General features: G+C 71.6%; 19 protein-coding genes. 10 read left to right on the top strand and 9 right to left on the bottom strand.

Annotated elements, in window-relative coordinates:
* Nucleotides 1–95 precede the first annotated feature (95 nt).
* Nucleotides 96–1,628: a multicopper oxidase domain-containing protein gene (locus HMPREF9062_RS10560; RefSeq protein WP_009750134.1), complete on the top strand. Its 1,533-nt coding sequence runs from the start codon at nucleotides 96–98 to the stop codon at nucleotides 1,626–1,628.
* Nucleotides 1,629–1,675: 47 nt separating this feature from the next.
* On the opposite strand, the gene HMPREF9062_RS10555 is transcribed toward HMPREF9062_RS10560, so the two are convergent.
* From HMPREF9062_RS10555 to HMPREF9062_RS10530, 6 genes are all read right to left on the bottom strand, one after another.
* Entirely contained in the window at nucleotides 1,676–2,392 is a 717-nt protein-coding gene (locus HMPREF9062_RS10555) for a helix-turn-helix transcriptional regulator (protein WP_034254204.1), read from the bottom strand.
* Between the two features lie 102 nt (nucleotides 2,393–2,494).
* Nucleotides 2,495–3,160 (bottom strand): GNAT family N-acetyltransferase, encoded by a 666-nt coding sequence (locus HMPREF9062_RS10550; RefSeq protein ID WP_009750132.1) that lies wholly within the window; start codon nucleotides 3,158–3,160, stop codon nucleotides 2,495–2,497.
* Between the two features lie 187 nt (nucleotides 3,161–3,347).
* Entirely contained in the window at nucleotides 3,348–4,529 is a 1,182-nt protein-coding gene (gene rsgA, locus HMPREF9062_RS10545) for a ribosome small subunit-dependent GTPase A (protein WP_009750131.1), read from the bottom strand.
* 2 nt (nucleotides 4,530–4,531) lie between these two features.
* Nucleotides 4,532–5,977 (bottom strand): 3-phosphoshikimate 1-carboxyvinyltransferase, encoded by a 1,446-nt coding sequence (gene aroA / locus HMPREF9062_RS10540; RefSeq protein WP_009750130.1) that lies wholly within the window; start codon nucleotides 5,975–5,977, stop codon nucleotides 4,532–4,534.
* A gap of 42 nt (nucleotides 5,978–6,019) precedes the next feature.
* Entirely contained in the window at nucleotides 6,020–8,239 is a 2,220-nt protein-coding gene (locus tag HMPREF9062_RS10535; protein WP_009750129.1) for an NADP-dependent isocitrate dehydrogenase, read from the bottom strand.
* A gap of 134 nt (nucleotides 8,240–8,373) precedes the next feature.
* Nucleotides 8,374–8,871 carry a DoxX family membrane protein gene (locus HMPREF9062_RS10530; RefSeq protein WP_050795348.1) on the bottom strand — a complete coding sequence of 166 codons (498 nt, stop codon included), beginning with the start codon at nucleotides 8,869–8,871 and terminating at the stop codon, nucleotides 8,374–8,376.
* Between the two features lie 205 nt (nucleotides 8,872–9,076).
* On the opposite strand from HMPREF9062_RS10530, the gene HMPREF9062_RS10525 reads away from it, so the two are divergent.
* From HMPREF9062_RS10525 to HMPREF9062_RS13275, 4 genes are all read left to right on the top strand, one after another.
* A complete protein-coding gene (locus HMPREF9062_RS10525) occupies nucleotides 9,077–9,775 on the top strand; it encodes a sigma-70 family RNA polymerase sigma factor (RefSeq protein ID WP_034254975.1) in 699 nt (232 codons plus the stop codon).
* A complete protein-coding gene (gene rsrA, locus HMPREF9062_RS10520) occupies nucleotides 9,775–10,137 on the top strand; it encodes a mycothiol system anti-sigma-R factor (RefSeq protein WP_009750126.1) in 363 nt (120 codons plus the stop codon). Before HMPREF9062_RS10525 ends, rsrA begins: the two co-directional genes overlap by 1 nt.
* Nucleotides 10,138–10,307: 170 nt before the next feature.
* Entirely contained in the window at nucleotides 10,308–10,382 is a 75-nt protein-coding gene (locus tag HMPREF9062_RS13905) for a 50S ribosomal protein bL37 (RefSeq protein ID WP_399501314.1), read from the top strand.
* A 200-nt stretch (nucleotides 10,383–10,582) separates the two neighbouring features.
* Complete coding sequence (locus HMPREF9062_RS13275; protein ID WP_034254201.1) at nucleotides 10,583–11,251, top strand: helix-turn-helix domain-containing protein; 669 nt, start codon at nucleotides 10,583–10,585, stop codon at nucleotides 11,249–11,251.
* A gap of 87 nt (nucleotides 11,252–11,338) precedes the next feature.
* Here HMPREF9062_RS13275 and HMPREF9062_RS10510 read toward each other — a convergent pair whose 3' ends face one another.
* Nucleotides 11,339–11,998, bottom strand: a complete 660-nt coding sequence (locus tag HMPREF9062_RS10510; protein WP_253270703.1) for a TetR/AcrR family transcriptional regulator — start codon at nucleotides 11,996–11,998, stop codon at nucleotides 11,339–11,341.
* Nucleotides 11,999–12,062: 64 nt separating this feature from the next.
* Here HMPREF9062_RS10510 and HMPREF9062_RS10505 point away from each other — a divergent pair, with 64 nt between their 5' ends.
* Nucleotides 12,063–13,019, top strand: coding sequence for an ABC transporter ATP-binding protein (locus tag HMPREF9062_RS10505; RefSeq protein ID WP_009750123.1), 957 nt, complete (start codon nucleotides 12,063–12,065; stop codon nucleotides 13,017–13,019).
* The gene (locus HMPREF9062_RS10500; protein ID WP_009750122.1) at nucleotides 13,016–14,635 is read left to right on the top strand and encodes an ABC transporter permease; all 1,620 of its coding nucleotides are present in this window, start codon (nucleotides 13,016–13,018) and stop codon (nucleotides 14,633–14,635) included. The genes HMPREF9062_RS10505 and HMPREF9062_RS10500 overlap by 4 nt, the downstream gene beginning before the upstream one ends.
* 1,291 nt (nucleotides 14,636–15,926) lie before the next feature.
* Here HMPREF9062_RS10500 and HMPREF9062_RS10495 read toward each other — a convergent pair.
* Together HMPREF9062_RS10495 and HMPREF9062_RS10490 are read right to left on the bottom strand one after the other, a co-directional pair.
* Complete coding sequence (locus tag HMPREF9062_RS10495; RefSeq protein ID WP_009750119.1) at nucleotides 15,927–16,517, bottom strand: GDSL-type esterase/lipase family protein; 591 nt, start codon at nucleotides 16,515–16,517, stop codon at nucleotides 15,927–15,929.
* Between the two features lie 112 nt (nucleotides 16,518–16,629).
* Nucleotides 16,630–20,469 carry a multifunctional oxoglutarate decarboxylase/oxoglutarate dehydrogenase thiamine pyrophosphate-binding subunit/dihydrolipoyllysine-residue succinyltransferase subunit gene (locus HMPREF9062_RS10490; RefSeq protein ID WP_009750118.1) on the bottom strand — a complete coding sequence of 1,280 codons (3,840 nt, stop codon included), beginning with the start codon at nucleotides 20,467–20,469 and terminating at the stop codon, nucleotides 16,630–16,632.
* A 622-nt stretch (nucleotides 20,470–21,091) separates the two neighbouring features.
* On the opposite strand from HMPREF9062_RS10490, the gene HMPREF9062_RS10485 reads away from it, so the two are divergent.
* From HMPREF9062_RS10485 to HMPREF9062_RS13695, 3 genes are all read left to right on the top strand, one after another.
* Nucleotides 21,092–22,543: a hemolysin family protein gene (locus HMPREF9062_RS10485; protein WP_009750117.1), complete on the top strand. Its 1,452-nt coding sequence runs from the start codon at nucleotides 21,092–21,094 to the stop codon at nucleotides 22,541–22,543.
* A complete protein-coding gene (locus HMPREF9062_RS10480) occupies nucleotides 22,540–23,622 on the top strand; it encodes a hemolysin family protein (RefSeq protein WP_009750116.1) in 1,083 nt (360 codons plus the stop codon). The genes HMPREF9062_RS10485 and HMPREF9062_RS10480 overlap by 4 nt, the downstream gene beginning before the upstream one ends.
* 954 nt (nucleotides 23,623–24,576) lie before the next feature.
* Nucleotides 24,577–25,341 (top strand): M23 family metallopeptidase, encoded by a 765-nt coding sequence (locus tag HMPREF9062_RS13695; RefSeq protein WP_253270702.1) that lies wholly within the window; start codon nucleotides 24,577–24,579, stop codon nucleotides 25,339–25,341.
* Nucleotides 25,342–25,366 lie beyond the last annotated feature (25 nt).

Below are 25,366 nucleotides of genomic sequence, written 5' to 3'. Positions count from 1 at the left end.
CGACCGGGCCGGGGCGGCCGCGGACTCCGGCGCGTCGACGCCGGCCCGCCGGGACCCCGTGCTCCACCGACCCCCTTCAGACTCAGGAGAGACCGATGAGTGAGAACACCCCCGCCACGTCCGACGGCGACGATGGTGCCGATGGCGATCGGGACGTCGGCGCCGCCCACCGCGGGGCGGTGACCTCGGGTACGGCTCCCGCTGTCGGACGCGGCCGTGCCGCCGCCTCAGCGCAGGACACCGAGGCGGCGCGCCGGGCCGCACGCGCCACCGACCGCCGCGGGGCGCTCTTCGGGCTGCTGACCGCCGGGGCGGCCGTCGTGGCGGGCACTGCCGTCGGCGGAGGCGGGGAGAGGGACGCGGGAACGGAACCCGTGCCCGCCACGGGTCGCACGGTCGAGGCCTCCGTCGGTGTCGAGGGCATGCGCTTCGTGCCCGACACCGTCGACGTCGCCCCCGGCGACCGGCTCGTGGTGAGCCTGGACAACACCTCCGACCAGGTCCACGACCTGGTCCTCGAGCTCTCCTCCGGCGCTACCGCCACTACCGGACGCGTCGCCGCGGGCGCCGTCGGCACTCTCGACGCGGGCGTCGTGAGCGGACCGCTGGAGGGCTGGTGCTCGATCGCCGGACACCGCGCGCAGGGCATGGTCTTCCACGTCACCGCCGGCGGCCGGAGTGCGGCCTCGGGCGGCCAGGACGCGTCCCCGGCCGGCCAGGGCGCGGCCTCCTCCGATGACGCGGTGCCGGACTACTCGGCGGTCCTACCCGAGGACGTCGCCGCCTTCGACGCCGTCCTCGCCCCGGCCGGGTCCGGCGCGCTCCACGAGCACACCTTCACCGTCATGGAGCAGGTCATGCACGTCGGCGGCGGAGTCACCCAGACGCGCATGACCTTCAACGGGCAGGTCCCCGGGCCGGTGCTGCGGGGCAGGGTGGGCGACACCTTCCGGATCACCCTGGTCAATGAGGGGTCGATGAGCCACTCCATCGACTTCCACGCCGGCGTCGTCCCCCCTGACGACGTCATGCGTTCGATCAACCCGGGCGAGAATCTCGTCTACGAGTTCGTCGCCCAGCGTGCCGGCATCTGGCTCTACCACTGCTCGACGGCGCCCATGAGCGTCCACCTGGCCGGCGGCATGCATGGAGCCGTCGTCATCGACCCGCCCGGGTTGGAGGGGGTCGACCGCGAGTACCTCGTCGTCCAGTCCGAGATCTATCTCGGTCCCGAGGGCGGGGAGACCGATGCGGCCAAGGTCGCCGCCAAGACGCCCGACCTGTTCGCCTTCAACGGCACCGCCTTCCAGTACCGCGACCGGCCGCTGCCCGCCGGACCCGGCGAGCGCGTCCGCTTCTGGGTGCTCAACGCCGGGCCGTCGGAGCCCATGAGCTTCCACTGCGTGGGGCTCCAGTTCGACCAGGTGTTCTTCGAGGGCGCCTGGACCCTCGGCGGCCCCGACAGGATCGGGGCCGCCTGGTCGGGCGGGTCGCAGGCTCTGGGGCTCGAGCCCGCCCAGGGCGGCTTCGTCGAGGCCGTGCCTCCCGGCGCCGGCACCTACACGTTCGTCACCCACGCCTTCGCCGACATGGAGAAGGGGGCCATGGGGCGTCTGGTCGTCGCGTAGAGGCGAACGGGCGGACGAGCGGAGCAGTGGGCCCGAGCGATGCGCGGTTAGCTCTCGACGGTGATGTGGCAGCCGTCCCCGAGCAGTGGCGTCAGCCTCAGACGCGTGCGCGCGCCGACGTCGTTGGCGGGGGAGCGGTGCAGCCCCGCACGCTCGTAGACCTCGTTGAGGTAGCCCTCGTGCATGAGGCACACCAGCGGCCGAGGAACTCTGCTGCCGGTGATCAGGGGGCAGGATTTGAGGACGAGGGTCTCGCCCTGGGCGACGGGTGCGAAGCCCATGAGGGACAGGCCCGGCAGGAGGCTCGTCGCGCGCTCGGCGGGGCTCGCCCCCTCCGCGGGTTCCTCGATCCGCTGCGCCGACGACATCAGCTGCGCCCAGCGCCGGCCGATGTCCAGCGCCAGCTTCTGCGCCTGCGGGCTGGTGCCCAGCGTCTCCGATATCGCGTCGAGCAAAGTGAGGTAGGAGTCCAGAACCTCGGCCGGGTCCGGGGCGGTGGAGGCGTAGTGCAGGGCCGGGCGGCCGCGTCGACCCGTCGGATTGGTCGAGACCTCGACGAAGCCGGCCTCGATGAGGGCGTCGAGGTGTTCGCGCACGGTGTTGTGATGGAGGCCGAGCGCTGAGGCGACTTCGGCGGCGGTCATCGGGTGGTGCGCCGACTCGATCAGTTCGAGGACGCGGCGTTGGGCGACCGTCAGCTCGGCACGCGCTGACAGGCCCACCCATGAGGGACGCGGCAGGCGTGCGGAGGCTGCTGCTGACATACGACGAGCCTAACGGGAGCGGTGAGACTCCCTCAAAGCGTCTCCAGTACGGGCTGGACCCGTCGTCCCGATCGCCATCCCGGGGCGGGGGCGGGGGAGGGGTCAGCGGCTGCCGGGCGCCGGGCGCGTCATGGCCCAGTACGCCGGCAGCGGCGGCGCGTCGAGCACGGCGACCCGCTTGAAGCCGAGTCGCTCGTACAGGCGCCGAGAGCCGGGAGTCGTGGATTCCAGGTGGGCCGCCATGCCGTCGGCGTCGACCCGGTCCAGGCCGCGGCGCAGCAGAGTGCTGCCGGTCCCCGTTCCTCTGGCGAGCGGGACGACGGCGATCATGGACAGGTACCAGTGCGCGGACGCCGGCCTGTGGGCTTTGCACAGGGCGTCGTCGAGCAGGCACAGGTCCCGGGCGCGACCCAGAATGTCCGGGTCCAGTCCCGGCGGAGCCGCCCGGTCCGGTTCGAGCGGTCCGGCGACGCCGCTCGGACCGCTCCCGGTGACCGGGGCGTCCCACAGGGCGGCGCCGAGCAGGCGGTCCGAGGCGTCAACGGCCAGATCAACCCGTGCGCCCGCACGCGCGGTCTCATCCGTGCTCAAGTAGTGGGAGGCCAGTTTGACGTGATGAAGGTGAGTGAGAGCCCTCTGCGGGTCGGGGGCCGCGGCGGTGATGGCGCTCATGATCGGATCGGGCAGGAAGGCCTCGGTGAGCAGGGCGGCGACGGCATCCAGATCGTCGGGACCGGCGACGCGGATCATCGGGATGGCGCTGGTCATGGTGGTGTCTCCCTTTCGCGACCGGACGGGGCGGCCCGGCTGAGCCGCGGATACTGTTCCACGGATCGCTCGTGGGGGGCGAATCGTCCCGGGCGCGGGTCCCGCGGTGGACCTGCGCCCGCCGCGGTCCCGTCTCCGAGCGCGTTCGGCTCCGGTGCGCCGGTCGGTTCTGCGCCGCCCGTCGGTGTCAGTGGTGGCGCCCGTCGGGCCGGAGTGCGGGGTCCTCCGCCTCCAGGGAGGGGACGAGCAGCCGGCGGAATGAGCCCACGCGCGCCCGGCGCCGGACGTTCTCGGCGGTGTCCGGCGCCGCGGCAGGGGGCTGGTCGCCGGTCCTGCCGGCCCGGTCGACGTCGCCCGCCCCGACGTCGGAGCGGCCGGTCGCCCACTCGTCGAGGGCGCACTCGGGGACCCCGGCCTCGTGGGTGCAGCCGCGCGGGCAGGCTTCGGCGACGTCGGCCAGGTCCGGGAAGCCGCGCAGGATGTTCGCCGGGCTCACGTGGGCGACCCCGAAGGATCGTACTCCGGGCGTGTCGATGACCCAGCCGCCGCCCGGAAGCTCCAGGGCCTGGAGACTGGCGGAGGTGTGGCGTCCACGACCGGTGACGTCGTTGACGCGGCCGGTCCGCCGGTGCGCGCCGGGCACGAGCGCGTTGATGAGCGTGGACTTGCCGACCCCCGAGTGTCCCACGAACACGCTCGTGCGTCCGCCGATCACCTCGCGCACGGCGCCGACGCCGCCGGTGCGCGCGCCCGCCGTCCACCGGGCGCCTGCGCGGTCCGGGGGACCCAGCCGGGTTGCCAGCGAGCGCACTCCGAGCGGTTCGTAGAGGGCCAGGAGGGGGCCGGCGTCGGCCAGATCCGACTTGGTCAGCACCAGCAGCGGCTCCATGCCGGCGTCGTAGGCGGCCACGAGGCAGCGGTCGATCATGCGCGGGCGAGGGGCCGGGCGGGCGGCCGCGGTGACGACGACGAGCAGGTCGGCGTTGGCCACGATCGGTCGTTGCGCGCCCGCGGCCTCACCGTCCTCGGCGGTGCGGCGCAGCAGCGTACGCCGTTGCCCGATGCGCACCAGTCGGGCCAGGGCGCCCTCGCGTCCGCTCGTGTCCCCGACGACGGCCACCCGGTCCCCGACGACGACCTTGTCGCGTCCGAGTTCGCGCGCCTTGATGGCTGTGATGTCGCCGCTGCCGTCCTGCGTGAGGGCGGGGTCGACCAGACGGATGCGGTAATGGCCCCGGTCGACGCGCGTGACCGTGCCCGTGACGGCGTCCTCGTGCGCCGGGCGCCGTTTGGTGCGCGGACGCGAGCCGCGGCCGGGCCGCACCCGCACGCGCGGGTCGTCGGTGCCGGTGTCGCGCCGGGGTGTCACCGCTACCGCCCGCCCTGACCGGGCACGTGCTCGGACACGTGACTGAGCATGGCTGTCCACAGAGCCGGGAAGTCGGGGAGGGTCTTGGACGTGCACTCGATGTCGTCGAGTTCGGTGCCTTTGACACCCAGGCCGATGAGGGCGGCGAAGGTTGCCATGCGGTGATCGGCGTGGGAGTGCAGGAGCGCCGGGTGCAGGCGGGCGCCCGCGGGCAGGGCGTCGATGACGATCCCGTCCTCGCTCTCGCGGGCGCGCCCGCCGATCCGGGCGATCTCGGCGACGAGAGCGGTCAGCCGGTTCGTTTCGTGCCCGCGCAGGTGGGCGATGCCGCGCAGACGGCTGGGACGGCCGTGCGCCGAGGCCAGGGCCGCCAGGGCGGCTACGCCCGGTGCGAGCTCCCCGACAGCGGACAGGTCCGCGTCGATGCCGCGCAGGTCGGCCGCCCCGGTGCCGCGGGCGACGAGCGTGCCCGAGCCGTCGGCCTCGGCGCGCAGCTCAACGCTCCCGCCCAGCCGGGGCAGGAGCTCGCGCCAGGCGTCACCGCCCTGGGTCGTGGTCATCGGCCAGTGCGGCACCCGCACCTCGCCTCCGGCGATCAGTGCCGCCGCCAGGAACGGGCCGGCGTTGGACAGGTCCGGCTCGATGGTCACCTCGCCGCCGGCGGGGCGGGCCGGGTGGACGATCCATGTGCGCGCGCCCTCGAGCGCGCCGTCCCCGGGCTCCTCGACCGGGACGCCGCGTTCGCGCAGGCAGGCGGCCGTCATGGCGATGTGCGGCAGGGAGGGGACGCGCCCGGTGGGGGTGACGGCGAGCCCGCCGGGCAGCAGGGCGCCGACGAGCAGCAGTGCGGACAGGAGTTGGGAGGACTCGGAGGCGTCCACGCCCACCCGGTGCGGCGTCCCGGGGGCAGGGTCGCAGGGTCGCAGGAGGGCACCGCCGCCCGGTTCCACGCGCACGGGCAGGTGGCCGGGCTCGGCCAGGCAGAGCGTCCGGGCGCCCAGCGCCGCGAGGGCGTCGAGCAGGGGGCCCAGCGGCCGGCGTCGGGCCGCCTCATCGCCGTCGAAGACGACGGGGGCGTCCGCCAGTGCCGCCAGCGGCGGCACGAAGCGCATGACGGTGCCCGCCAGGCCGCAGTCGACATGCCCGGTGCCGTCGGGGCCGGTGGCCACGTGCAGGGGGAGTGGGGCGGGGAACGCGCGCAGACGCGACCGCCCGCCGGCCTCGTTGAAGCGGGCGCCCAGCGTCTCAAGGGCTGCGAGCATGAGGCCGGTGTCGCGCGAGGGCGGGACGCCGGTGATCGTGGTCGGGCCGTCCGCGACCGCCGCGAGCAGGAGGGCGCGGGAGGTCAGGGACTTCGATCCGGGCAGGGCGACAGTGGCGTCGAGGGGGCCGAGGGGCGTCGGGGCGGTCCAGGGCCTCGGCGGGCCGTCTGCAGGGGTGTCACTCACAGCCGCATTCTCTCAGGTGCGCGGCCGTTGGCCGTCCGAGGCCTACAGCGCGTCGATAATGGCGTTGAGGGTCGGGCTCGGCCTCATGACGGCGTCCGCCTTGGCGTCCTCGGGCCGGTAGTAGCCGCCGAGTTCGACCGGGTGGCCCTGCACGGCGACGAGCTCGGCCTGCACCGTCTCGTTGGCCTCCTCCAGGGATTGGGCCACCGGGGCGAAGCGGGTTGCGAGCTCGGTGTCGGTGTCCTGCGCCGCGAGGTCGTGGGCCCAGTACAGCGCCAGCCAGGCGTGCGAGCCGCGGTTGTCGATCCCGCCCAGGCGACGGGCGGGGGAGCGATTGTCCTCCAGCAGTCTCGTCGTCGCGGCGTCCAGGGCGTCGGCGAGCACTGCGGCCCGCCCGTTCCCAGTGACCTCCGTCACGTGCCGCAGGGCCTCGGCCAGGGCCAGGAATTCGCCGAGGGAGTCCCAGCGCAGGTAGTCCTCGGTCAGCAGCTGGCGCATGTGCCTGGGGGCGGAGCCGCCGGCGCCCGTCTCGTACAGGCCGCCGCCGTTCATCAGCGGCACCACCGACAGCATCTTCGCGCTCGTGCCGACCTCCAGGATCGGGAACAGGTCGGTGTTGTAGTCGCGCAGCACGTTGCCGGTCACCGAGATCGTGTCCTCCCCGTGCCGTGCCCGCTCCAGGGACAGCCGCGTGGCCGCCACCGGGTCGAGGATGCGGATGTCGAGCCCGCGAACATCCTCCTCGGCCAGGTAGCGTTCGACGAGCTCCGCGATGACGCGGTCGTGGCCGCGTTCGGGGTCGAGCCAGAAGATCGCCGGGGCCCCGGTGGCCCGGGCTCGCGTGACCGCCAGGTGCACCCAGTCGCGCACCGGCGCGTCCTGGGTCTGGCAGGCCCGCCAGATGTCACCCGCCTCGACGTCGTCGGACAGCAGGACCGTGCCCGGCGCCGTGCCGGCGCCGTCGACGACGACCACCTCCACGCGCCCGGCCACGGGCACGAGGAAGGTTTTGTCGTGGCTGCCATATTCCTCGGCTCTGCGCGCCATGAGGCCGACGTTGGGGACGGTGCCCATGGTGCGCGGGTCCAGGGCGCCGTGGGTCTTGCAGTCCTCGATGACGGCCTCGTACACGCCGGCGTAGGAGGAGTCGGGGATGACGGCGAGGGTGTCGGCCTTCTTCCCGTCGGCGTCCCATAGCTTGCCGCCGTTCCTGATCATGGCGGGCATGGAGGCGTCGATGATGACGTCGCTGGGCACGTGCAGGTTGGTGACGCCGCGGTCGGAGTCGACCATGCTCAGGCGCGGGCCGGCTGCCAGCTCGGCCTCGATGGAGGCGCGGATCTCCTCTCCCTGCGCCAGGGTGTCCAGCCCGGCCAGGATCGAGGCCAGTCCGTCCTCGGCGCGCAGCCCCGCGGCGGACATGGCCTCGCCGTAGGCGGCGAAGGTGCGCGGCAGGGCCGCGCGCACGGCGTGACCGAAGATGAGCGGGTCGGAGACCTTCATCATGGTGGCCTTCAGATGCACTGACAGCAGCACGTCGTCGTCCTTGGCGGCGGCGACCGCTCCGGCCAGGAAGGCGTCCAGCACGGTGGCGGACATGAAGGTCGCGTCGACGACCTCACCGGCTGTCACCGGCAGCGATTCGCGCAGCACCTGGACGCCGGAGCCGTCGGAGGGCACGAGCTGGATCCGCAGCGTCCCCGCCTCGGGGACGATGACGGAGCGTTCGTTGTGCCGGAAATCGCCGCTGTCCATGGTCATCACCCGGGTGCGGGAGTCCGGGCTCCACTCGCCCATGGAGTGCGGGTGGGTGCGGGCGTAGGCCTTGACCGCTGCGGGGGCGCGCCGGTCGGAGTTGCCCTCGCGCAGGACCGGGTTGACGGCGCTGCCCTTGACGGCGTCGTAGCGGGCGCGCACCCGGCGCTGGAGATCGGTGGTCACCGAGTCGGGGTAGTCGGGCAGGCTCACGCCCTGGTCGCGCAGCTCGCGGATCGCGGCTTTGAGCTGGGGCAGGGAGGCGGAGATGTTAGGGAGTTTGATGATTGTCGCGCTTGGGGATCGGGTCAGCGCGCCGAGAGCGGCCAGGTCGTCGTCGGCCAGTTCGAAGGCGGCCAGGATGCGGCCCGCCAGTGAGATGTCGGCGGTGCCGATGCTCACGCCCGCTGCGCGCGTGAACCCCTCGACGATCGGCAGGAGGGAGCGGGTCGCCAGCATGGGCGCCTCGTCGGTCCAGGTGTAGATGACATCGGGCTGGTCGCTCATGCGCGTGTCCTTCGCTTGGCGTCGTGATGGTCTCACCCTAGCGTGACCTCAGTCCTAAGATGACGGCGCCGGCTGAGGAGGACGGCGGTACGAGGATGGCGTTGGCCACGCCGGGCCGGGAGGCGGTCACTCGCTCATGCACGACGCATGCGCCGATGCATGAGCAGGGCCGGCTGGGCCGTCGCGCGTCGCCGTCTGCCGTCCTCGATCCGCCAGGTCAGGGAGGGGCGGCCCTCCCGGTCGACGGCGGCCAGCAGCAGTCCGGCGCCGACCGCGCCGCCGCGCGCCAGCCCCGACAGGGCCTCGTCGCGCGCCCGGCCGCCTTTGACCGCCCATACCGGATTGTTGACGAGGGTCAGCGGAATGTTGAGTCCCGCCAGGACTGCCGCGCAGATGCGTGGGGCCGTACCCGTCGCCAGCCCCAGGCCGGCCATGACGCTCACCGCCCCGCAGGCCCGGGTGAGCATGCGAGCGTCCGAGGTGAGCATCGGTGGCAGGCCGGCCCTTTCCAGCAGCGGCGTGGCCCTTTCGAATCGCTCCGCGTGACGGGCGGGCCGGGTCATGGCGTCGATGCCGTCCAGAACGAAGGAGGTGGCGAGCATCGGGCGGGCGAAGGTGCGAAGCAGGTCCATGCCTTCATCCTCGCCCTCCATGGCTCCCAGGGCCAGTACTCCCAGGGCTAGTACCCGGTCTTCGTGCGCGGATGCGGCGGCGCGGGGACCGGCGGGAATGAGTCGGCCCCCGCCGTCGTTGCATCCGGCGATGACCTCCAGTGCCATGCTCGATAGCCGCGCCCCGTCCGCACCCGTCCGCACCCGCGGACTAGGCTCGTGGGCGATGACGGATACCAACGACCTGCATCCCGACGGCGCCGCGCGCGCCGACGCCGAGACCTCCACCGACCTCGCCGATACCGCCCCCGGCGGCTCCGGCGGTCTCGACCGGGCTCCGGAGGGCGAGTCCGAGGAGGCGCGCGCCGCACGCTTCGAGGCCGACGCCCTGCCGTATCTCGACCAGCTCTACGGCGCCGCCATGCGGATGACGCGCAATCCGGCAGATGCCGAGGATCTTGTCCAGGACGCCTACGCCAGGGCCTTTTCCTCCTTCCACCAGTACCGCCCCGGCACCAATCTCAAGGCCTGGCTGTATCGGATTCTGACCAACACTTTCATTAACTCCTACCGCAAGAAGCAGCGCGAGCCGCTCCAGTCCGATGCCGACACCGTCGAGGACTGGCAGCTCCACCGCGCGGCCTCCCACGATTCGACCGGGTTGCCCAGCGCCGAGAACATTGCCCTGGACGAGCTGCCCGACGAGGAGATCAAGGAGGCCTTCTCCGAGCTGAGCGAGGACCGGCGTCTGGCCGTCTACCTCGCCGATGTCGAGGGGTTCTCCTACAAGGAGATCGCCGAGATCATGGACACCCCCATCGGCACTGTCATGTCCCGCCTGCACCGCGGGCGCCGTCAGTTGCGCGAGCTCCTGGCCGATCACGCCCGCCAGCTGGGCTACACCACGAGTCGGGAGGACGCCTGATGAGCGGGTCTCAGGAGAAGAGCGAGCGCTGTTCGTGCTCGGAGGCTCGCGCGCACCTGGAGCGTTTCCTCGATCACGAGTGCGATGACGACTTGACCACTCGGCTGGCTGAGCATGTGGCGAACTGCGAGCACTGCTCGCGCATCGCCGACGCCGAGAGGCATCTGCGCGAGATCCTGCGGTCGCGCTGCGCCGAGCAGGCGCCGCCCGATCTGCGCGCCCGGGTGCTGGGCCGGTTGTCGGTCATGCGGTCGGCCACATCGGTGACGTCGACGACGTCGGTGACCGTGACCTCCGTGAGTTCGCAGGATGGCACGACGACGGTGCACCGCAGTCAGACCGTGCACTTCCGGCTCGGTTAGGTTCGGCCGGGCTGGGACTTGCCATCCACGGCGCGTGGTTCTGCGGGGCGGGCACGGCGCGTGATCGGTGCAACTGGTGGGCGACTGGCCCGGGATTGCACGAGTGTGCGAACATTGCTGTGTTGTGTGCCCCCTCGTGGGGCGAATCGAGACACGGGGAGGCTGTTTTCATGGGCAAGCGCGGTCGTAAGCGTCGTGCACGCGCCAAGTCCGGCGCCAACCACGGCAAGCGTCCCAACGCCTGAGTCGGGTTGGGCGGCGCTCGGCGCCGTATCTGTCGTCCTGTTCGTAGGGGCGAGGGGCCGGTCACCTGCAGGGGCGGCCGGCTCTTTCGTCCGTCGGGGCGGTCCATGCCCGGCTGCCCGGTGCGAGGCCGGCCCGATTCGCGGTGGTTCAGGGAGGGGCGGGGATCGGGCCCGTTGGCGAGGGTTCGTAGACTGCTTGCGTGAATGATCGACTCAGTCCCGAGGGCCTGCGCTATGCTCGGGCGGTTTCCCGGACCGGTTCTTTCAGTGCGGCCGCCCGGGAGTACGACGTCACCCAGCCGGCGTTGTCCAACGCCGTTCGTCGGTTGGAGGAGGTCCTCGGCGGCCGGCTCTTCGAGCGCAGGACACGCGGAGCCCGCGTCGTCTCCCCTCCCGGTCGCGGCGCGGGGGACCCAAACGCGTCGTCGGCGCTCCCCGCGGTCGCCGGGGGCGTCCCCGATCCTCCCGTCGTTGATGTCGTCGACGTCGACGAGGTCGCGCACCGCGCCCTTCTTCTCGTTTCCGACATCTGCGGGTTGACGACCGTCACCCGCGGACCGCTCACCGGCCGCGGGTTATCGCTTCGGGACTACTCGAGGGAGGTCGCCGGCTATCGAGTCCTCGAGGACTGGGCGGGTGCGCTGATCCTACGGTGCAGGCGGTGGTGCGCCGGCCAGGCGGGCATCGAGGCGCCGCCCGATATCGAAGGAGCATCATGGGGGAGCAAGGAGCTTCCCGTCCGCGATGAGGACGTTCGGGTCCTCCACGGCTTCGAGGCCGCCGAGCGGGCTGACGTCTACCCGACCAGTGAGCTTCTTCATCACCAGGGTCGTCCCCGGTCTGACCCCGCTGTTCAAGGCCGACCCTGATATCCGCTTCCGCGCTGTCGCCTGGCTGGAGCGGATTCGGCGAGGGGGCGGACTGGCCGCGGATCGAGGCTCGAAGCCGGCCCGTCCTCACGCGTTGGCGCTGGTCGTCTGCGGGGTGCAGCTCCGTTCGAGCCAGGTGATGAGATCCGTGATGTGGTCGCGCCAGTCGGTATCGAGACCGGAGTCGTACCAGTTGCGCAGCGCGGCCACGAATGACCATACGATTCCAGAGGAGATGATCCGGGCCTGCGGGAAGGACCATCTGCCGGTGTCCGCCATGATGCGGGCGAACTGGTCGACCTGATCGGCGATGACGAGGTACCCGGCGGCCTGCACCCGGGGGATTTCGAACCACAGGCGCGTGCGCAGCCGGGTTGAGGCCTCGTCGGTCACGAAGTGGTCCTCCCAGATCGTCGCCAGGGAGGTCCGCGCTGCCGACCAGAAGTCATCGCCCTGGTCGAGGCAGTAGCGCAGGACGTCGAGGAGCCGGTCGTCGTACTCGTCGTGGAGGATGAGTCCTTCTTTGGTCCCGAAGTAGCGGTAGATCGTGGAGGGGGAGACGTCGGCGGCCCGGGCCACCTGCTCGATGCTCACCGTCTCGAAGTCGTGGCTCGCGAACAGGTCGAGGGCGACCTGCTGGACGTGGTGCATGGTCGCCGCCTTCTTGCGGGCTCGCAGACTCGGCTTCGGCGGCGTAGTCGGGGCGGCCGCGGGCGGCGTGCGCCGGGGCTGCATGGGGCGTGTCACGCGTGGTCCTGTTCCGTCGGAGGGGGTTGCGGACTCACCGATCCTATCGAGTACAGTGACTGTCATGAGACAGTCACTGTCAGAATTTGTCGTCAGCGCTGAGGCTCTGTCCAAGTCGTTCGGCCGCACTCATGCGCTCGCCGGCCTCGACCTGGCCGTCCGGCCCGGCGAGGTCCACGGGTTCCTCGGCCCCAACGGGGCCGGCAAGTCGACCACCATCCGCGCCCTGCTCGGTCAGCTGCGTCTGGACGCCGGACGGATCACGGTCTTCGGACTGGACGCGCGTCGCGACGCCGTCGACATCCACGCCCGTCTCGCCTACGTGCCCGGCGACACCGCGCTGTGGCCGGGGCTGAGCGGCGGGGAGTGCATCGACCTGCTCGGCGGCCTGCACGGCGGGCTCGACCGCGCCCGCAGGGAAGAGCTCATCGACCGCTTCGAGCTCGACCCGACTCGCCGCTTCCGCACCTACTCCAAGGGCAACCGTCAGAAGGTCGCCCTCGTCGCCGCCCTGGCCGTCGATGCCGAGCTGCTCGTCCTCGATGAGCCCACCTCCGGCCTGGACCCCCTCATGGAGGAGGTCTTCCAACAGGTCGTCGCCGAACGGGCGGCCGAGGGGACGAGCGTCCTCTTGTCCAGCCACATCCTGTCCGAGGTCGAGGCCCTGTGCCGACGCGTCACCGTCATCCGCTCAGGTCGGGCCGTCTTCTCCGGGGAGCTCACCGAGCTGCGCGCCGGCGCACCGATCGGGGTCGAGGCCCTCACGCAGTGCTCGCCCTCGGGACTGGAGGGACTCGACGGCGTGAGCTCATTGACTCTGACCGGCATCCAGTCCGGAGTCCGCACCCGCCTGCTATCCTCCCGCACGGCGCTGCCTGCCGTCATCGCTGCACTGAGCGAGGCCGGTCCCCGCGATCTCGCCGTCCGGCCGCCCAGCCTGCAGCAGCTCTTCCTCCACCGGTATGAGGACGGCGCATCCGCCCCGAGTGGCGATCCGTCCCGCGTCAAGGGCGGTGAATGAGCGTGCCCCGTCCCCGCGCCCTCACCGTGCCGCGCAGACCCCTGGCTGGACTCGCCCGGACGGTGCGGATCGGCGCCCGCACCCAGTGGGGCGGCCTGCTCGCCCTCGCCGTCCTGCAGAGCGGCCTCGTGACCGCCACCGCCCGCGGCATCGAGGGCCTGTACCCCGCCCAGGCCGACCGGGACCAGTACGCCGCCACGGTCGGCCTATCGAAGGTCAACATCATCTTCAACGGGCGTGGCTACGATCTGACGAGTATCGGCGGGATCGTTGCTTTCGAGGTCGGTTTCATGGGCCTGCTGCTCTTCCCTCTGACCGGCCTGATCCTCGCCATCCGACTCACCCGCCGCCAGGAGGAGGCCGGACGCGTGGAGCTGGTCAGCGCCGGCCGCGTCGGCGTCGCCTCGCCGAGTGCCGCCGCGACCGTCCTTCTTCTGGCGGACGCCGCCGTCGCCGGCGGCCTCATCGCCTGCGGGCTGGCCGCTACCGGTCCGCCCGCCGACGGCGCGGTGTGGTACGCGCTTGGCGTGACCGGCTGCACCGCGTTCTTCGGCGCCCTCGGGCTCCTTCTTGCTCAGCTGTGCCAGGAGACTCGCGTCGCCTACCGGACCGGGGCGGGAGCCGTGGTCCTGTGCTACCTCCTGCGCGCCGTCGTCGACGGGCACGATGCGGCCACCACCTGGGTCGGTGGCCCCCTGGGATGGCTGGCCGAGGTGCGGCCCTTCGGCCAGCCCCGCCCCTGGCCCCTGGCCGCCTACGGCGTCGGTGTGCTCGTGCTCCTGACGGCCGCCACGACCGTCGCGCTCCGGCGAGACCTCGGCTCCGGCGTGCTCGCCCCGAGGCCCGGCCCCGCTCGCGCACGACGCGGTCTGGCCACCGGGCTCGGCCTGGCCTGGCGCCTGTGCCGCGCCGCCGTCGTGGGGTGGGGACTGCTCGCCGTGGTCTGGTCGGGCCTCTTCGGCTGGATGAGCCGTGAGGTCGCCGATCTGGTTGATGCCAATCCCACCCTGCTCACCGCCATGGGGGCGGACAAGGGCAGTGACCTCGTCGTCATGATGGCGGCGATCATGGCAGCGAGTGCCGCCGCAGGTGCCGGCGCCCAGGCTGCGACTCGCCTGGCCGGGGAGGAGACCTCGGGCCGCCTGGGGGCGGTGGTGGCGACCCAGCTAGGACGCACTCGGCTGTGGTGCACCTGGTGGCTGATGGCCGTCGCCTCGGCGCTCGCGGTCCTCGCTGCGGCGTGCCTGGCTCTCGGGGCCGGTACCTGGTGGTCGACCGGCGAGCGCGGCGCCTTGACGACGGCGTGCTCGGTAGGAGCGGGCTACGCGGTTCCCGTCGTCTTCGTCGTCGCCGCGTGCGCCGCCCTGGCGTCCGCGGGCCCCCGATGGGCGGGGGCGGGCTGGGTCCTGTTCGGCTGGTGCCTCACCGTGGGATTCCTCGGCGAGGCTCTGAGGTTGCCGGAGTGGGCGGAGAACCTCTCCCCGTTGCACCTGGTGGGGACGCTGCCCCTGGACGACCCCGACGGCGCCGCTCTCGCAGGGCTCGCCATGGCCGGCGTCGTGCTGCTGGCCGGGTCGGTCCTCGTCTTCCGGGGCCGAGACCTGCGGGCGGGGTAACGACCCGACCCCATCGGGCCATCGGGCCAGTCGGGCCTGCCCGGGTGGTCGCTGCGCGATTCACGAGCCGGCGCTGCGAGCGCCCCTATGCGGTGTGTCAGGCGGCGGGCCAGGGCGATGACGGCCTGGCCACGACGTTCGCCCTGAGTGATCTTTCGGAGTGTCGGTCGTGCAGGATGTTGAGCTGCCTCGCCAGGCGCGATGGGACGACGCCGTCGGTACCGGCGACCATGTCGAAGCCGGTGCGCGTGCCCAGGGCTACGCGTCCTCGTCCGAGCCGGTGACGGCTCGCAGGATGCGTGCGGCATCGGCGCGGCCGCGGTGTTATTCGCGTCCCCATCTTCGCCTTTCCCGGGGCCGGGTCCGCGATCCGCCTCATGAACAGGCCGATGGGTAAGCCCACGTCATGTCGCGCACGACGGCGACCGCGAGGGCTCCGATGATGGGCGGGCTGGTTCACAATCGCCAGCACCCGGCCGCGGCCGATGAGCTTGGCGTATTGGCATAGAGTCGTGCGGCCTCGTCTCGTCGCCTGCCAGGGCCCTGTCGAATGCGCCGCGCGTGTTCTTCGGTGTGCGGAACCTGTTCCGTGGCGCGACCCGGGCGGCTCGGCCGGACTCGGTGGTGCGTCTGCGTCGTGTACCTGATCCGAGCCTCCATGAGGTTCGTCGCCCACCCCTGGCGAGAAAGCCGTCACATGCTTCTGGCCCTTTGAGGCGGTGAAGAATGCAAGTTTTCAACTAGCCCTCCGCCAGGGCGCATCTTAAATATCTGTAATGTTGCTACGGGGATTTCCACCCTGGCTTCGCTTTCCGAGCTCTGACATTCAGGAACCTATGACGGTCAACGACAAAAGTTGATTCCCTCGTTGGTTGAGTTGTATAGCGCGGTCGGGAACATCGTTCGGGAGACGACTGAGGTTACTCGAACAATGATGGCACCGTCCGTATGAATGCCGGACCTATGGACAAGGAGAATACATGACGGAAGACTCCCCGGCCCTGCTGGTCGGCACTCGGTGGTGGGTCGGGCTGCGCGCCTTGGCTGGAGGATACTCATCGCCCTCCTCGACCTGACGATTGTCGGCATCGCAGTACCCTCGCTGACACAGGACTCGGGTGCGACCGGGGCCGGGCGTTCTGGGCGGTCAACAGCTACGGCCTTATTCTCGCGCTGACGATCATCCCGTCGGGCTGCATGGGAGAGCGATTCGGGCACCGACTTTTGTTCATTTTCATTCTGGGCACGATCATCGTGGTAACCGCCGGCCTTGCCCGCAGTGCATCGACACTCAGCCCGGCTGCTCCACGCCCAGCCACTCGTACCAGCCGCGGTGCAGCACCAGCCAGGCGAGCAGCCCGTAGCCCGCCTGACCGGGATGGTTGCCATCGCCGGCGGCGACATCGGTCATCCACTGCTCATGATTGTGCAGCGGCTCGAAGGTCTCCACGTAGGGAACTCCGCGCCGGTGGCACACCTCGGTCACCGCGCGCGACAGCGCGGCCGTCCCATCGGGATTGACCCCGGGCAGCGGCGGGGGGCCGACCACGAAACAGGCCCGCTGCTCACTCGCCGCCTTGTCCAGGATGTTGGCCAGGGCCAGACGGCTGCGCGCGGGCGAGATGCCCGAGCCGACGTCAGCCGTCCCCAGCCCGATGACCAGGCGGTTGAGCCCGGTGTGAGTGGAGCGCAGGGCCACCTCGGAGGGCCACCGGTCGGCGAGCTGGACCGTCGTCTCCCGGGGCACGGCCAGCGTCGCCCAGAAGGCGTCCAGATCGCGGGGCGTGCGCGCCATGACGCGCCCGGCCCACCCCAGGGCTCGGGGATCGCCGTAGCCGGCCACGAGCTCGTCGCCGATGAAGTGGATCCGGGTCTCGTCCACGTCGCCTCCTGAGCCTGGAACGCCTCCGGGAATGACGGTACCGCGTCCTGCGACGGCTCACGACTCGCCGGAGCCGATGGAGCCGAACCTCGGGCCCGCGGCCGCACGCTCCTCACTCCCGCGCGAAAGCCGCGGCCATGAGCGCGGCCTGCTGATCCCGGTAGACGCCGGGGCTGCCGACGGCGGGGGAGGCCGCCTCGGGCGGGGCGATGAGTCGCAGCATCTGACCGCCCGTGATCGAGGCGGGCATATGCAGAGCCAGCCAGGGCCAGACCCCCTGATTGGCGGCCTCGTCCTGGACGAAGACGATCTCGGCCCCCTTGTACGGGGCCAGCGCCTCGGCCAGCTCATCGGCGGGCAACGGGTAGAGCTGCTCGAGGCGAACGATCGCCGTCGAGGCCTCGTCCCGCTCGGCCCGCTCGGCGGCCAGCGTGTAGTACACGCGCCCCGAGCACAGCAGCACCCGCTCGACTCCGCGTCCCGAGGCGATCCGCTCGTCCGTCTCCCCGATGACTGGCTGGAAGGTGCCGGACGTGAGGTCCTCCACCGCTGAGACGGCCGCCTTGAGCCGCAGCAGCTGCTTGGGGGTGAATACGATGAGCGGACGGCGCGGACGGGAGTAGGCGTGCTCGCGCAGCAGGTGGGCGTAGCCGGCCGGGGTCGAGGGCATGGCCACCCGCATGTTCCCCTGAGCACACATCTGCAGGTAGCGCTCGATGCGGGCAGAGGAGTGGTCGGGACCCTGACCCTCCTGACCGTGGGGCAGGAGCATGACCAGGCCGGAGCGCTGCCCCCACTTCTGCCCTGCGGAGGCGACGTACTCGTCGATGATGCTCTGAGCGCCATTGGCGAAGTCACCGAACTGCGCCTCCCACACTGTCAGCCCCTCGGGACGCTCGACCGCGTAGCCGTACTCGAAGCCCAGGGCCGCGTACTCGCTGAGCAGTGAGTCGTAGATGCTCAGCGGAGCCTGGTCCGGGGTGAGGAAGTCCAGGGGCGTCCACTCGGCGCCCGAATCGTTGTCGTGCAGGACGGCGTGGCGCTGGGCGAAGGTGGCGCGCCGGGAGTCCTCGCCGACCACGCGCACCGGCACGCCCTCCATCAGCAGGGAGCCGAAGGCGATGAGTTCGCCCAGCCCCCAGTCGATGCCGCCCTCCCGAGTGGCGCGCTGGCGCTTGGCGAGCATGGCCCCCAGTTTGGGGTGCACCGTGAACCCCTCCGGGTAGGCGACCTGCGCATCCCCGATCCGCTCGATAACGCTGCGCGGCACCGCGCTGGTCCAGCCGATCATCATTCCCTGACCGGCCCGCTGGGAGGAGGGGACCTCCAGGGAGGTGCGCGAGAGTCCGACCTGAGTCGGGTCGGTGGCATCGATCGACTCCGCCTGCGCCTCCTGCGCGGTGGGGCGAGCGTGGGCGGCCCGCGTCTCGGTGAAGATGCGCTCGAGCTCGTCGTGGAATTCGTTCTCGATCCTCCTGGCGTCCTCAGTGGTGATCTCCCCGCGCCCCACCAGGTCGGCCGTGTAGACCGTGCGGGTCGACCGCAGGGAGTCGATGAGCCGGTACATGACCGGCTGGGTCATCGAGGGGTCGTCGCCCTCGTTGTGACCGCGGCGCCGGTAGCAGATCAGGTCGATGATGACGTCCTTGTGGAAGGCCGCCCGGTACTCGTAGGCGCGGCGGGCGGCGCGGGCCACCGTTTCGGGATCATCGGCGTTGACGTGGAAGATCGGGACCTGCAGGCCCTTGGCCAGGTCGGTGGCGTAGGTGGTCGAGCGGGCCGAGGCGGCACTGGTGGTGAAGCCGATCTGGTTGTTGACCACGATGTGCACCGTGCCGCCGGTGCGGTAGGCGGGCAGCTGACTCATGTTGAGGGTCTCGTAGACCACCCCCTGCCCGGCGAAGGCGGCGTCGCCATGGACGAGCACGGGCAGCACCGTGTAGCCCCTCTCACCCAGGCCGATGCGGTCCTGCTTGGCGCGCACGATCCCCTCGACCACCCCGTCGACCGTTTCCAGATGGGAGGGGTTGGCCGCCAGGGATACGCGCGTGCTCACGCCGTCGGTGCCGGTGAATACGCCCTCCGTACCCAAGTGGTACTTCACGTCGCCGGTGCCCGCGCCCTCGATGACGTTGGTGCCGTCGAATTCATCGAAGATCTGGCCGTAGGACTTCCCGGCGATGTTGGACAGGACGTTGAGACGGCCGCGGTGGGCCATGCCGATGACGACCTCGTCCAGGCCGTCGTGGGCGGCGGCGTCCAGCAGCCGGTCCAGCAGGACGATGAGGGATTCCCCTCCCTCCAGACTGAAGCGCTTCTGGCCCACGTACTTGGTCTGCAGGAAGGCCTCGAAGGCCTCGGCCTGCTCCAGCTTGGTCAGGATACGGCGGCGCTCATCGGCATTGATCGCCGACCACTCGCACTCCAGGCGCTCCTGCCACCAGGTGCGTTGGGCGGGATCCTGGATGTGCATGTACTCGATGCCGGCGGTGCGGCAGTACGCGTCGCGCAGGCGGGCCAGGATCTCGCGCAGGGTGGCGCGCTCGATCCCGGCCAGACCCCCGGTGGGGAAGGTGCGGTCCAGGTCCCACAGGCTCAGCCCGTAGGTGGACAAGTCCAGGTCGGGGTGGCGACGCAGGCGGTAGGTCAGCGGGTCGGTGTCCGCCGCCAGGTGGCCGCGCTGGCGGAAGGCGTGGATGAGCTCGGACACGCGCGCCGGTTTGCCGGTTTCCAGCTCGGCGTCGTAGGTGGTGTCGCGGGCCCATGTGACTGGCTCATGCGGGATGCGCAGGGATTCGAAGGTGCGCTCCCAGAATCCGTCCAGGCCCAGGAGCTTGCGCTCGATCAGGCGCAGGAATTCGCCCGACGCCGCCCCCTGGATGACCCGGTGGTCGTAGGTGGAGGTCAGGGTCACGATCTTGCCGATCCCCTGGCGGGCGAGGGTCTCCTCGCTGGTGCCGGCGAAAGCGGCCGGGTAGGCCATGGAACCGACCCCGACAATCAGACCCTGGCCGGGCATGAGGCGCGGCACCGAGTGGAGCGTGCCGATCATGCCGGGATTGGTCAGGGTCACGGTGGTGCCGCGGAAGTCATCGACCTCGAGACTGCCGTCGCGGGCCTTGGCGACCAGGCCCTCGTAGGCGGCGATGAAGCCGGCGACATCCATGAGGTCGGCCTTCTTGATGGAGGGCACCAGGAGACGGCGTTCGCCGCTGGAGGCCGGGACGTCGATGGCCAGGCCGAAGGCGACGTGAGCGGGCTCGCGAAGGGTGGGCCTGCCCGCGTCGTCGGTGACGTACGAAGCGTTCATCGCGGGCATCTCGGCCAGCGCCTCGACGACGGCCCAGCCGATGAGGTGAGTGAAGGACACCTTGCCGCCGTGGGTGTGAGCCAGGTGACCGTTGATGACGACGCGGTTCTCGATGAGGACCTTGGCGGGGATGGCGCGAGCGGAGGTGGCGGTCGGGATCGACAGCGAGGCCTCCATGTTCCGGGCGGTGCGGGCGGCAGCGCCCTTCATGCGCGATTCGGTCTCCGAGTGGGCGTCAGCCTCCCGCGCCCCGGCGTGCTGGCGCGCCATGCGCTGGGCGTAGGGCGACGTCGGCGGGGCGACGTCGGAGGGGGGCGCGGGCGGCAGGTCGGAGCGGGTGACGTCCTGGACGGCCGTGGGACGGCGGCGGGGCGCGGGGCCCGGCGACGACGGGGTGGCGAGGGCCATGCCGGCGGGGTCGGCGGTGTCGATGGGGTCGGCTCCCGTTGCAGCCGGCGACTCCGAGTCTGCGGCGGTTGCGGTGGTCCCGCCGCCATCGTCGGCCGTTCTGGCGGCGCCCGCGAACAGGGCCCGCCACTGCGGGGTCACCGAGGAGGGGTCGGCCAGCCAGGCCTCCCGCATCTCCTCCACCATCCACTCGTTGGCTCCGAAGCCTGCAATGGTGCTGTCCAGCGTCGACACGTGCGTTTCTCCTCGTACTCCTCGCAGCGGGGACCAGCAGCGCCCGTCCGCGATGCCGACGGGCGGGTCCGCGCGTCGGATGGGTGGGCCCTGCTGTGTCGTGCGTCATCGTACGGGGCGAGCCGGGCGTACGAGGATGAAACGCGGGACCAAAGGCACATGTGTTTCGAGCGTATGACAGGCCGGGGGACCCTGACGGGCCGAGCGTCCCGGCCGGGGATCGGATCGCACAGCACACGCCGGTCGGCGCGGCAGGCGGCCGGACGGTCGGACGGATTGCGAGTGCCGTCCATCCACCGAGCACCGAAGTGCCGCGACGCGCCTTATAAGTCCTCCGCTGTTCGACCTCATCAGCGGCCGCGACCTCCTCACAGCGAGGCCGGGTCGAGATCCTCGGGCCCCTGCCGGGGCCCGCCCCGAGTGACGGCGAGCCGGTGGCCCGCATTACGCCGGCTCCGTCCACCAGTTCGGGTGATAGCGTGCGATCCACTATGCGACCGGCATCCCGGCGGGCCCGCGGACGCGCTGCCCGCCACCATACGGAATCTGACCACCCGCGCCTCGGGCGCGCCGACGCTCCCGCGCCCGCCGCGCCCGATGCACCGCTCGCAGGTGATGACGCGTGACCGACTGGCTCATGATCGCCCTGGGCGTTCTGCTGACCGCGGGCACCGCCGTGTTCGTCTCCGGGGAGTTCTCCCTGGTCGCCTTGGACCCCTCCACTGTCGAGACCCGTGCTGCCGCGGGGGACAGGCGCGCCGCAACCGTCCGCAGGGCGCTGGGCCGCCTGTCCACTCTCCTGTCGGGAGCCCAGGTCGGCATCACCCTGACCACGATTCTGCTGGGTTACACCATGCAGGACGCCCTGGCCTCCCTGCTCGGCACGCTGATGAGCGGCTGGATGGCCCAGTCCGCGGCCACCGCCGCCGCCGTCGTCATCGCCCTGATCGTGGTCAACGCCTTCTCCATGGTCATGGGCGAGCTCGTCCCCAAGAACGCCACCCTCGCCGACCCCATGCGCACGGCCGGGCTCGTCGCCCCCTTCCTCATGACCTTCACTCTCGTGCTCAGGCCGGTCATCGTCGTGCTCAACAACACGGCCAACCTCGTCCTGCACCGCATGGGCATCGAACCGGCCGAGGAGATCAGCGGGACCCGTTCGGCGTCCGAGCTCACCGCCCTCGTACGCCACAGCGCCGAGGAGGGGGCCCTCGACCCGTCGACCGCCACCCTGCTCACCCGCTCCATCGGCGTGGGCGAGCTGACCGCCGTCGACGTCATGACCGACCGGGGCCGTCTGCACACGCTCGCCGAGGAGGACACCGCCGACGCCGTCGTCGCCGCGGCCCGAGCCACCGGCCACTCCCGCTTCCCCGTCCTGGGGGACGGCAGCGACGACGTCCTGGGCATCGTCCACCTGCGCCGGGTCATCGCCGTGCCCTATGAGAGGCGGCAGAGCGTGCCCGTGACCTCCTCGTCCCTCATGACGCCGGCGCCGCGCGTGCCCGAAACCATGCCCCTGGCCGATCTGCTCGTCGAACTGCGGGCCGCCGGCTCCCAGATGGCCGTCGTCGTCGATGAGTACGGCGGGACGGCGGGTGTGGTCACTCTCGAGGACGCTATCGAGGAGATCGTCGGTGATGTCGCCGACGAGCACGATCGCCGCCGCGTCGGGGCGCGCCTGGCCGCCTCGGGCGACTGGCTGGTTCCCGGCTGGACCCGCCCCGACGAGCTCGCCTCGCGCACGGGCCTGCACGTGCCCGACGACGGCCCCTACGAGACCCTGGCCGGGCTGGTCATGACCGAGCTCGGGCGCGTCCCCGAGATCGGTGACGCCGTCGCCACACCTCGGGCCACGCTGACAGTGGAGGCCATGGAGGGGCGGCGCATCACGCGCTTGCGCGTGCGACCCTGGGCGGAGGTCGCTGAGACCGATGGAGCCGAGGATGCGGGTGGGGCCGGCGGAGCCGAGGCCGGTCGAGCCGTTCGCGGCGATGCTGCGGGCGGCGGGGACGTCGTCCACGGAGGCGGTTCCGCCCCGAGAGGCCCCATGGATTCGGGAGGCGGCCGGTGAACACGCCCTTCGCCCTGGCTACCACCGTGGTGCTGCTGGCCGGCAACGCCTTCTTCGTCGGCGCAGAATTCGCCGTCACCTCCTCACGCCGCTCCCAGCTCGAGCCTCTCGCCGGAGCCGGCGACGCTCGCGCCGCCACCGCCCTGTGGGCCCTCGAACACATCTCGCGCATGCTCGCCACCGCCCAGCTCGGCGTCACCGTGTGCTCGACGGGCCTGGGCGTGGTCGCCGAACCGGCGATCGCCCGTGCGGTCTCCCCGCTGCTGGAGAATATCGGGCTCGGCCGCGCCGGGGCGCACGCCGTCGCCGTCGTCGCGGCCCTGGTCCTGGTCGTCTACATCCACGTCGTGGCCGGGGAGATGGTGCCCAAGAACATGTCGATCGCCGCACCCGAGCGGGCGGTGCGCCTGCTCGCCCCGCCGCTGGTGCGTCTGTCACGCCTCTTCGGTCCTGTCATCACCGCGCTCAACGGCTTCGCCAACTGGGTGCTGCACTTGGCCGGTTTGGAGACCAGGGAGGAGGTCTCGGCCACCTTCAACGCGGCCGAAGTCGCCTCGATCGTCGAGCGCTCCACCGCCGAGGGCGTCCTGGAGGACGACACGGGCCTGCTCAGCGGCGCCCTGGAGTTCTCCGAGGAAACCGCGGGCGGGGTCATGGTGCCGTTGGACGCGCTGGTCACCCTGACCGAGGGCTGCACGCCCGAGGACGTCGAACGTGCCGTCGCCGCTACCGGTTTCTCCCGCTTCCCGCTCCTGGCCACGGCCCCGGAGGGGGCCGACGCCGACAGCGACCCGGCCGACCCCTCGCGCACCCCCGTCACCGGCTATCTTCATCTCAAGGATGTCCTGTACGCCACCGGAGCCCGGCGAAGCGAAGCGGTACCGGCCTGGCACGCCCGCGCGCTCGTGCCGGTGCGCGCCGACGACGAGGTCGAGGACGTGCTGGCGGCGATGCAGCGCACCGGCGCCCACCTGGGGCGCGTCGAGGATTCCGCGGGCGTCACCCTCGGCGTCGTCTTCCTCGAGGACATCCTCGAGGAGCTGGTCGGGGAGGTCAACGACGCCATGCAGCGCGGGTGAGCCGGCCCGATCGGAGCCAGTGCGCGGTGGTGTGCCAAGCCCCACCGGATGGGGCACATCGCCGGGTGTTAAAGTGCCGAGGTGGATGTGAGCCAGCAGCGGATGACACGGCGTCAGCGCCGTGAGGCTGAGCGCGCCGCACAAGCGCAGCGGGAGGCGGAGGCCCGTGCCGCAACCCGGGTCGAGGCCCGCGGGCCGGCCGCCGAGCGCGAGGCCATCCGCGACGGCGCGGGTGCATCGTCCACGGGACCCGGTTCCCGACAGACCATGGTCGGGGTGCACGCCGCGGGCGAATCGGAGGTCGCCCCCATGACGAGGCGCGCCAGGCGAGCTGCTGCCCGGACCACTTCCTCGCCGCCCGATCCCTCCGCATCCGGCACCCCCCCGCTCCCCTCGTCCCCGCCGTCGCCGGGAGCGGCGGGGACGCCGCACGGGGAGCCGCGCATCGGCGCGGACTCCCGCGCGGGGCAAGCCCCGTCAACCTCCCCCGGCGACCGGCAGGATCCCCGCCCGCAGTCGACCGTCACGGTCCCATCCCCCTCATCCCCCTCACGCACTGCCGCGCCGCCCCTCTACTCTCGGACTACGCCGACCGCACCGCTCGCATCGTCCACGTCGTCAGGGCGCCCGGGACCCGCTGCGCCGTCGGCCGGCGCCGCCGCGTGGGACGACATCATCTCCTCGCCGATTCCTGCGCCCGAGGGGATGCCGATGAGGCCCCGGACCCGGCGTCGCGGGAACGGTTCCGAGTCCGCACCGGCGGCGGAGCCGACGCCCGCGCCCGAGGCGCCCGCCCACGGGGCGAACAGCCGCACCCGGTCCGCCCCGCCCGAGCGGGACCTAACGCCGACCGTTGAGACCATCAAGCCCTCTTGGCATGGGGACGAGCGCTTCAACGCCTCCCGGTCCGTCCGCCGGCGGAGCGGGGCGGGATGGGCCGGCCGCATCAGCGTCATGACCGTGCTGGGTCTCGTGACCGTCGTCGCACCGATCAGTGCCCGCCTGTCGGCCGACCCTCTGGCGACAGCGGCGGGGGCGCAGGCCGCCGCCCCGTCCGCGGCGGCGAGCGCACCGGCCTCCTCGGTGGCGGCCGCCGTACTCGGCTCGGATGCCGACGTCGACTCCTCGTCGGACTCCGAGTTGTCTGACGTGCCCGACGCCGCGACCCTGGCCCGTATTCACGACGCCTATGAGAATGCCGCGGCGACCTGCGCCTCGCAGTCGACCGGAGCCTCGGGAGACACAAGCGCCTTCACCAAGGCCCCGGAGATCTTCTACCCGATGGTCGAGGGCACTTACACCATCTCCTCGCCCTACGGTTACCGCCTGCACCCCACCCTGGGTTACATGAAGCTGCACGCCGGCCAGGACTTCGCCGCTCCCGTCGGCACGCCCATTTACGCCGCCGCCGCCGGGAAGGTCGTGACCGCCGGTATGGATGAGGGCGTCGGCACCGTCACCATCGAGCACAACATCGATGGCCAGATCTGGTACACCAGCTATCTGCACATGTATGAGGATGGCATCTACGTCAAAGTGGGGGACACCGTCGAGGCGGGACAGCTCATCGCCGGTGTGGGCAACACCGGGCGATCCTCCGGCTCTCACCTGCACTTCGAGGTGCGCACCAAGAACGACACGGCCGACGAGTCCACCGTCGACCCCCAGAAGTGGCTTGATGACCACCACGCCGCCGAGCTGTCCACGGACTGCTCCTGAGCGGACGGACCCGGGCACGGACGAG

The organism is Actinomyces sp. oral taxon 448 str. F0400 (genome assembly GCF_000220835.1).
In the GTDB taxonomy this organism is placed as follows: Bacteria; Actinomycetota; Actinomycetes; order Actinomycetales; family Actinomycetaceae; genus Actinomyces.
The sequence above is the reverse complement of the archived record's forward strand: the minus strand, read 5'-3'. Positions and strand labels throughout refer to the sequence as shown.

What these genes read in the sequence shown, in the direction of transcription:
- rsrA (WP_009750126.1), top strand. Translation starts at nt 9,775, where the DNA reads ATGAGCGGGTCTCAGGAGAAGAGCGAGCGCTGTTCGTGCTCGGAGGCT.
- HMPREF9062_RS10500 (WP_009750122.1), top strand. Translation starts at nt 13,016, where the DNA reads ATGAGCGTGCCCCGTCCCCGCGCCCTCACCGTGCCGCGCAGACCCCTG.
- HMPREF9062_RS10535 (WP_009750129.1), bottom strand. Translation starts at nt 8,239, where the DNA reads ATGAGCGACCAGCCCGATGTCATCTACACCTGGACCGACGAGGCGCCC.
- HMPREF9062_RS13695 (WP_253270702.1), top strand. Translation starts at nt 24,577, where the DNA reads ATGACCGTGCTGGGTCTCGTGACCGTCGTCGCACCGATCAGTGCCCGC.
- HMPREF9062_RS10525 (WP_034254975.1), top strand. Translation starts at nt 9,077, where the DNA reads ATGACGGATACCAACGACCTGCATCCCGACGGCGCCGCGCGCGCCGAC.
- HMPREF9062_RS10560 (WP_009750134.1), top strand. Translation starts at nt 96, where the DNA reads ATGAGTGAGAACACCCCCGCCACGTCCGACGGCGACGATGGTGCCGAT.
- HMPREF9062_RS10555 (WP_034254204.1), bottom strand. Translation starts at nt 2,392, where the DNA reads ATGTCAGCAGCAGCCTCCGCACGCCTGCCGCGTCCCTCATGGGTGGGC.
- HMPREF9062_RS10505 (WP_009750123.1), top strand. Translation starts at nt 12,063, where the DNA reads ATGAGACAGTCACTGTCAGAATTTGTCGTCAGCGCTGAGGCTCTGTCC.
- HMPREF9062_RS10530 (WP_050795348.1), bottom strand. Translation starts at nt 8,871, where the DNA reads ATGGACCTGCTTCGCACCTTCGCCCGCCCGATGCTCGCCACCTCCTTC.
- HMPREF9062_RS10550 (WP_009750132.1), bottom strand. Translation starts at nt 3,160, where the DNA reads ATGACCAGCGCCATCCCGATGATCCGCGTCGCCGGTCCCGACGATCTG.